Origin of the sequence: Streptomyces sp. CT34 (assembly GCF_000805335.1) — a bacterium.
Taxonomy (GTDB): Bacteria; Actinomycetota; Actinomycetes; order Streptomycetales; family Streptomycetaceae; genus Streptomyces.
This window is the reverse complement of record NZ_KN708638.1, coordinates 4,466,262-4,473,745: the sequence shown is the minus strand read 5'-3', so window position 1 is coordinate 4,473,745 and position 7,484 is coordinate 4,466,262. Positions and strand designations below refer to the sequence as shown.

6 protein-coding genes, 1 tRNA gene and 1 other RNA gene are annotated in these 7,484 nt (G+C 70.5%); 1 reads left to right on the top strand and 7 read right to left on the bottom strand.

The window, feature by feature from the left end:
- On the bottom strand, window positions 1-2,093 hold a 2,093-nt coding region (locus RZ84_RS19560), incomplete at its 3' end, for a DNA polymerase III subunit gamma and tau (RefSeq protein ID WP_241778075.1).
- Between the two features lie 62 nt (window positions 2,094-2,155).
- An RNA gene (gene ffs, locus RZ84_RS35570) (signal recognition particle sRNA small type) lies at window positions 2,156-2,254 on the bottom strand.
- A gap of 120 nt (window positions 2,255-2,374) precedes the next feature.
- On the opposite strand from ffs, the gene RZ84_RS19555 reads away from it, so the two are divergent.
- A tRNA-Ser gene (locus tag RZ84_RS19555) sits at window positions 2,375-2,459 on the top strand.
- Window positions 2,460-2,522: 63 nt separating this feature from the next.
- Here the strand turns inward: RZ84_RS19555 and RZ84_RS19550 are convergent.
- From RZ84_RS19550 to RZ84_RS19530, 5 genes are all read right to left on the bottom strand, one after another.
- Window positions 2,523-3,809: a tyrosine-type recombinase/integrase gene (locus RZ84_RS19550; RefSeq protein ID WP_043265377.1), complete on the bottom strand. Its 1,287-nt coding sequence runs from the start codon at window positions 3,807-3,809 to the stop codon at window positions 2,523-2,525.
- Between the two features lie 85 nt (window positions 3,810-3,894).
- Window positions 3,895-4,110: a helix-turn-helix domain-containing protein gene (locus tag RZ84_RS19545; RefSeq protein ID WP_043265376.1), complete on the bottom strand. Its 216-nt coding sequence runs from the start codon at window positions 4,108-4,110 to the stop codon at window positions 3,895-3,897.
- A 439-nt stretch (window positions 4,111-4,549) separates the two neighbouring features.
- Window positions 4,550-6,025, bottom strand: coding sequence for a hypothetical protein (locus RZ84_RS19540; RefSeq protein WP_043265375.1), 1,476 nt, complete (start codon window positions 6,023-6,025; stop codon window positions 4,550-4,552).
- A 2-nt stretch (window positions 6,026-6,027) separates the two neighbouring features.
- Entirely contained in the window at window positions 6,028-6,915 is an 888-nt protein-coding gene (locus RZ84_RS19535) for a bifunctional DNA primase/polymerase (protein ID WP_052230032.1), read from the bottom strand.
- A 90-nt stretch (window positions 6,916-7,005) separates the two neighbouring features.
- Window positions 7,006-7,470 (bottom strand): hypothetical protein, encoded by a 465-nt coding sequence (locus RZ84_RS19530; protein WP_043265374.1) that lies wholly within the window; start codon window positions 7,468-7,470, stop codon window positions 7,006-7,008.
- Between the last annotated feature and the right edge of the window lie 14 nt (window positions 7,471-7,484).

The window sequence follows — 7,484 nt, the reverse complement described above, 5'->3', positions numbered from 1 at the left end:
CCGCCCCCCCCCCCCCGCCACTGGACCTGGAACCGCTCGGCCAGCACGTCCTTGAGGACGTCCTCGCTGCCACCGTTCGCGAAGCTGTCCCGGGCCCCGGCGTTGGGGAAGCCGATCTGCAGCGTCGTTCCGTCGAACCCGGACACCTGGGCGTTCTGGCTCAGCAGGATCCAGGTGAACCGCCGCCGGTCCTTCACCGCGTCCAGAATCTGCGGCCACATCTGCCGCACCTGCGCGGCCCCCTGCGCCGCCCCGCCCGGAACCTGCTGCTCCGCGGGCGCGGGCGCCCCGGCCCCTGGCCCGGACGCACCGGGCCCGGCCACACCGGGCGCAGACGCACCGGGCGCGGACGCCCCACCGGAGCCGCCGGCCCCGGAAGCACCGGACGCCCCCTGGCCTCCCGCGCCTCCCTGGCCGCCCTGCCCCGGCGCCACGGCCGACGGCCAGCTACCGGGCTGCCGCGCCCCGCCGGCGGCACCGCCACCGCTCCGCTGCGCGCCCCCGGGCCAGGCCCCGGGCCGCCCACCGGCCGCCGGACCGCCCTGCGACCCGCCCGGAGCACCGCCCTGCGGGCCACCCTGCGAACCGCCCTGCGAGCCACCCTGGGCCGCCGCCTGCCCACCGTCGTACGCACCACCGGGCGCGACTGCCGCACCCGGCGCGGCAGCCGGCGGGGCCGCGGCCCCTGCACCAGCACCGGCCCCTGCGCCAGTACCGGCATCGGCGCCACCGCCCGTGCCCACGCCCGTCGCCCCGCGCACCGCGGCCCGCGCCGCGGCGGGCCCGGACGGCCCGGCCGGCATCGGCGTATGCGCCTCCGGCCCCGGCGCATACGCGGCCACGGGTCCGCCCCCGGACTCCACCACCGCCCCGCCGGGACCCACCGGGCCACCGCCGGGGCCGGCCGGTCCGCCGAGGGCCACCGCACCCGCGCCCAGGCCCCGCTCCAGGCGGTCCAGCCGCGCCTGCACCGACCGCTCGTCGTCGTACGCCGCGGGCAGCAGCACCCGGGCGCAGATCAGCTCCAGCTGGAGCCGCGGCGAGGTCGCCCCGCGCATCTCCGTCAGGCCCGCGTTCACCAGATCCGCGGCCCGGCTCAGCTCTCCCGGGCCGAACACCGCGGCCTGCGCCGTCATCCGCTCCACGACATCGGCGGGCGCGTCGATCAGCCCCTTCTCCGCCGCGTCCGGCACCGCCGCCAGGATCACCAGGTCCCGCAGCCGCTCCAGCAGATCCGCCACGAACCGCCGCGGGTCGTTGCCCCCCTCGATGACCCGGTCGACGACCTCGAAGGCCGCCGCCCCGTCCCCGGCGGCGAACGCCTCGACGATGGAATCCAGCAGCGACCCGTCCGTGTACCCCAGCAGCGCCGTCGCCATGGCATACGTCACACCGTCCGCGCCGGCACCGGCCAGGAGCTGGTCCATCACCGACATCGAGTCACGCACCGACCCGGCCCCGGCCCGCACCACCAGCGGCAGCACCCCGTCCTCGACCGGGATCTCCTCCCGCCCGCACACCTCCGCCAGGTACTCCCGCAGCGTCCCGGGCGGCACCAGCCGGAACGGATAGTGGTGCGTACGCGACCGGATCGTCCCGATGACCTTCTCGGGCTCGGTCGTGGCGAAGATGAACTTCAGATGCTCCGGCGGCTCCTCGACGACCTTCAGCAGGGCGTTGAAGCCCGCCGAGGTCACCATGTGCGCCTCGTCGATGATGTAGATCTTGTACCGGCTGCCGGCCGGCCCGAAGAACGCCTTCTCCCGCAGCTCACGCGCGTCGTCGACACCACCGTGGGACGCCGCGTCGATCTCGATCACATCGATCGAACCCCGGCCGTTCCGCGCCAGGTCCACACACGACCGGCACTTCCCGCACGGTGTGGGAGTGGGACCTTCCTCACAGTTCAGACACCGCGCCAGGATCCGCGCACTCGTCGTCTTACCGCAGCCGCGCGGCCCGCTGAACAGATACGCGTGGTTGACGCGGTTGTTCCGCAACGCCTGCTGAAGCGGATCGGTCACGTGCTCTTGCCCGATGACCTCGGCGAAGGTCTCGGGGCGATAGCGGCGGTACAGCGCAAGGGACGACACGCATACGACGATATCGGGCCCCACTGACAACCGGCCCGCCCCGCACAACCGGCTGCCCCGCAAACGCAAGCGCCCCCCACGCACCCGCCAGAGCCGACCTACCCTTGCTGCCTTCCGGCCCTGGGGGAGTTCAGTCAGATAGCGCCACGTGAGGGGCTGCGCTCCACACTAGCGGATCCACCCCCCGGGAAACGACCCGCCCCCGGACCGCACCTCCCCACCGCCCCCCTCCCCCGGATCATGTTCGCGAGCACTGCCCAACGTCTTGTATTGTTTGCGGCGGAGGATTCGCCTAGTGGCCTAGGGCGCACGCTTGGAAAGCGTGTTGGGGGCAACCCCTCACGAGTTCGAATCTCGTATCCTCCGCACTTGCCCACCAGGGCAGACGAGGGCCCCGCTGATCTTCAGCGGGGCCCTTCGTCGTTGTCCTCAGCCGCCGTTGTCCTGGTTTTTGTCCACGGAGGGTGTTTCTGGGGGTCCCCAGATGGCATCGGCGATCTTCTTTGCCACGTCCTTGAGCATGGCGTCCGGCACATGGAGGTACCGCGCCCGCATGCTCGCGGAGGTGCCCGGCTCCCACCCCATGATCTGATCAATGACGCGGTCCGGGACACCCAGCAGCATGAGCACGGTGGCGGCCGTGTGCCGGGCATCGTGCAGCCGACCGTCCCGAACCTTCGCGTCTTCCAGCAGCCGCTTCCAGTCGTGGTAGTCCGTGTTCGGGCTCAGGGGGCCACCCAGCAGCTTGGTGAACACGTAGTCCGACTCGGTCCACAGGTCGCCGGCCGTCTTGCGCTCGCGCTCTTGCGTCTTGGCGTGTGCACGGAGCATGGCGACAAGCGGGCCCGGCAGGGGTACGGCGCGGCGGCCCGCTCGGGACTTGGTGTTCTTGGTCTCGCGCCGGGCCTGCATCTTGTCCGGGCAGTACCCCGCCTTCCGGCCGCACGGTGAGGCTTCCGGGCATCCGTGCTTGTACCTGGGGCGTAGACGGTTCCGGCGCAGCTTCAGGTACTCGTTGTCCAGGTCGACGTCAGCCCAGCGCAGTCCGAGCGTCTCGCCCTGCCGCAGTCCGAGCGCCAGCGCCAGCATCCAACGGGAGCTGTTCCGACGCTTGTTGGCTTCGAGCAGTAGGCGCTGAACCTCTTCCACGGCGTAGGGCTCAACCTCTGATTCGTCCTCTTCCATCCGTGGCGGCTTCGCCAACGCGGCGGCGTTCTTCGCCACGTAGCCGCGCCGTACGGCCTCCCCTAGAGCGGTTCGGGCGGTGCGGTGAGCCTGGTGAGCCGTACCGGCCTTGCGCGCACCGTTCGCCTGCATACGGCGATACAGGCTCTCCAGGTGCTCGGGCTGCAAGCGGTCAAGGCGGTGCTTGCCGACACCAGGCACAAGGTGAACGCGAACGGCGACCTCGTAGCCGTCGTAGGTGTTCTCGCTGACGGTCGGCTTGGCGATGTCCTCAACCCAGTGCCATAGCCACTTCTCAACCGTCCACGGCTTGCCGGGTTGACGCGCCGAACCCGCGTCGCGCTGCTTCTCAAGGCGCCGGACTTCGTCAACCAGTTCCTCGCGCGTCGGGCGCGTCACGTGTCGGCGGTACGGCTCCCCGTTGTCCTTGTAGCCCATCGGCACACGGGCGTGCCAACGGCCGTCTTTCCCGAAGTAGATCGCGGATTCGCCGTTGGCGCGGCGGGTGCCTTTCTTCTTTTTCTCTGCCACGGGCAGACTCCTGTTTCTTGGTGTCGGGATGGGGACCGGGGCGGCGGGCTGTCCTTGTCCGGGAGTGCCGCCGCCCCGGGCGTCGTCAAGCGGCTCGTTTGGCCGCGCGCCGGCGGGCGAGGTACGCAGCCGGGGCATCAGCGGGGACGCGGCGGAGACGGCCAACGTCGATGGACTCCAGCTCTCCGGAGCGGATGAGCCCGTAGCACGTGGTCCTGCCGATACGGAGTCGGCGGGCGGCCTCTTCGACAGTGAGTAGGACGAGGGTGGAATCAACAGCGGCGATGTCTGCCGTGTCCATGTAGAGATCCCCTTCGATCAGGGCGAGCTGTCCGAGGTGCGGGATTCTGCGTCACCGCGTCATCTGCGTCATTCGTGTTCCTGACCTGCGGGTATGGGTGACGCAGAGGTTTTGGGGTGCGTCACCTGGTGACGCTGGCGTTCGTCACCAGGTGACGCGGGTGACGCGGGGTGACGCAGCCACGGCCGTCCTGCGTCACCGCTGTAGCAGCAGGTCAGGGGCCGGTTTCTACCCTTGGGTGACGCAGGTGACGCAGCGTCTCTTCTCTTAGGAAAAGAGAAGGGGGTGTCTGTTGTTGTGCGCCTCAAAGGCGTGAAGAAGGAGCCGCTTCGCGGCGCGACCATCGGGGCGGCGCGTGGCGCCGAACAGCAAGAGGAGCACCCCCGCGCGTCGTGCGGGGTGGTGCTCTTCTTGCTTGTCCCGGCAGCTGGTTCGCCGGTCAGAGCATCGGCTCTTGCTGATGTGGCGGCGGGGTCGGGCGCCGGGTCATCTCGATGTAGCGGCCCTCTTTGGTGCGGCCCCAGTCGATCAGGACGCCCCGGGCGGCGAGGGTCGGCTGAAGGCGCTTGAGGCGGTCGGAGAGGACTTTGCCCGTGGTGGGCCAGCCCTTCGGCAGCGGACGGCAGTCATCCCCGGTATACAGGCCGGTGAGGCAGTGCAGCCACTCGGATGACGTCATCCGCGTTTGATCGCCCGGGGTGAGGCCGGCGGCGTGCTTGAGCACGGTCTGCGCCAGGAGGTCGCCCTCGATGACGTCGTCGTTGAGGTCATCCAGGCTGGTCCGGTAGGCGTTGAGAGCTCCGAGACCAGTCGCCGCGTCGAGCTGCGCGCACAAGTGCGCGAAGTCGGCCATACGTAGATCCGTGGGGATGTCTGCCTCGGCCGCACGGATCTTGACGGTGAGGTCGAGGAGGGAGCCAAGGATGACGGGCAGCGCCTCTTCGAAGTCGCGCCACAATTCGGCCTCGGTCCGCCGGACGCCGGGGCGTTCCAGGCGGAGCGGGAGGAGGCGTTCGGCGAGGTCGGGTCGGATGACGCCCACGTCGATGCCGGTTAGCAGCAGGGGGCGGCGGTAGCGGGCGCGGACCACGTCGCCGTCGGTGTACAGGGCGCGCTTGATGGTCTCGGCGCCGGTGACGATGCAGCACATGAGGTCGGACAGGTCCGGCGCCAGGTGGGACAGGTTGTCCAGGGCGGTGACCCATCCGGCGGCCACGGCCGCGATCAGGTTCTCTTCGTCTTTCGGGGCGCGGCGCAGGTCGCCGCTCATGCCCTCGATGATCCGCACGAGCATCCGGCCGCCGGTGGACTTGCCCGCGCCCTGAGGGCCGGTGAGGAAGGGGGCGGGGACGGGCACGGACGGGCCGAGGCAGCCAATGAGCCAGGCGATGGCCAGGCATTCGGTCTCCGCGGTGGCGAAGTTGCACAGCCTCAGCAGCAGATCGATGCCCTTGCCGTCGGTTTCCTTGGCCGGCAGGGGAAGTTCCCCAGTGAGCTGGGTGCGTCGCCAGCAGACCTCCTTCGGGTCGGGGGTGAGGATGTCCCAGCCGGTGGGGTGGATACGAACCGACTGCCCGTCGCTGCGCCCCAGGTCGAGCCATGTCGCACCGTCGAAGCCCGGTGCGACGCGGATGTGGACGGGCTGTACGTCCTGGGTCATCGCCAGTGCCTCGATCAAGTCCAACGCCTCCTTGAGGGCGGTTCCGTTGAACACGCCGTGTCCGTCGTGGAAAAGGCCGATCATGAGTTCCTGCCGGTGGCTGCCCGAGGTGCCCTGTGAGCGGATCGGACGCGCCACCGGGTGGCCGTTCTGCTGCGCGAACACCGTTCCGTCAGCGGTGCGGAAATACCGGAAGTGCGCTTGCGCGTAGTCGGTGATGACCTCGCGGGCCGGAGTCTTATCGTCGTCGGACATGGCTACAGCCCCAACCGTGTACGGGCATTGGCCCAGGCATCCGTGCAGTGCCGGAGCGACTCCCCCTTTGCCTGAGCGGCGGTGAACAGTCGCGCGAGGTGCGCGTCGGTGATGCAGCCGCACCGGCCATGGGCGGACAGTACGGCGAGGAACGTCCGGTAGACGGTGGTGTGGACCGCGCTGCGGGCCTCGGTGATGCGCTGCTCAGCCATGGCGATGCCACGGTCCAGGTAGGCGGGCGTGCGATGACGGCACTCCCCGCCGCCGGCGAGCGCGGGCACGGTGACGACAGGCTGTGCAGGCCGGGCAGTGGAGGGCTTCTTGACGGCCAGCGCGCGCACGGCGTCGGGCAGATCGGTCATGGTGCCGGTTCCGGGGCCGAGCCAACGGGCGTAGGACATGAGCGACTTGATGTCGACGCCGGACCGCACAGCGTTCGCGGACTGCATCGCACCCCGGTAGATCCAGTGCTCGCCCCGCGTCGTCGGTACCGTGCGGGTGGCGGGCAGGGCCTCACGTGCCCATGCGACGGCTGCCGCGTCGTCCAGGTCGACCACCGTCAGCCCCGCCCCACCGGGGTGGTAAGCGACGGCCGCTGCCTCACGCCACACGGACGCCCATGCCGGCGAGGTGAGGACGCGAGGGTCGGTGGTGGCTGCGGCCCAGGCATGACAGACGCCGGCGCACTCACAGGGACCGGCGTTCTTCATGTTCGGCCGCCCGCCGCAGACGCCGCCCTTGCACGCGCGGCAGTTGCCGAACGGGACCTTGCCCGCCCGCAGGGGCAGGACCGGGACGCCGGCCGCCGCGAGGTGCAGCGCGGCGTGCAGGTAGCTCCCGTCCGGGTGATCCCTGTCGACGGGGCGTCGAGCCTTGCAGTCAGGTGTCATGCTGTAGGTCTCCTGTTCTGCTACGTCGGGATTGGAGACCGTGGGCGGCGGGCTGTCCTTGTCCGGGAGTGCCGCCGCCCTCGGGCGTAGCTAGCCGTTGAAGTGGTTGCGCTTGAAGATGGCCCGGCGGATGTGGAACGTGATCCCGCTCTTGGCGTCGTTGGGCTTGAAGATCTGGACCGCGACGAACCCGCCGAAGCAGATGGCGGCGAGCGTGATGAGCTGTGTGATCAGCGCTGTCAGCGCGGTGACGAAGGCGGTCAGCAGGAACAGCCCGCCGCACACCGCGCCGAACCCGAGGCCCCCGAGGGCGACGTTCACCGCCGCGCGGGAGACCGGCGGCTTGGCGACGACCGGTTCGGGCTTGGCGGGTTCGATGGCGTAGCCGGTGACAATGCGGCCGTCGGGCAGGACGATGCTCGCCACCGCCGGAACGCTGCTCGGCTGCACCGCAACGACCGGCGCCGGTTCGGCGACGACGGGCGGGAGCGGGGCGGGCTGGTGGACTTCCACGGCCCGCTGTACGGGCGGGCGGTGGGGGTGATCGGGGTACATGCGGAATCCCTTCC

Bases quoted from the DNA above. Each gene is read 5' to 3' on its own strand.
- RZ84_RS19545 (WP_043265376.1), bottom strand. From the start codon at position 4,110: ATGGACACGGCAGACATCGCCGCTGTTGATTCCACCCTCGTCCTACTC.
- RZ84_RS19540 (WP_043265375.1), bottom strand. From the start codon at position 6,025: ATGTCCGACGACGATAAGACTCCGGCCCGCGAGGTCATCACCGACTAC.
- RZ84_RS19535 (WP_052230032.1), bottom strand. From the start codon at position 6,915: ATGACACCTGACTGCAAGGCTCGACGCCCCGTCGACAGGGATCACCCG.
- RZ84_RS19530 (WP_043265374.1), bottom strand. From the start codon at position 7,470: ATGTACCCCGATCACCCCCACCGCCCGCCCGTACAGCGGGCCGTGGAA.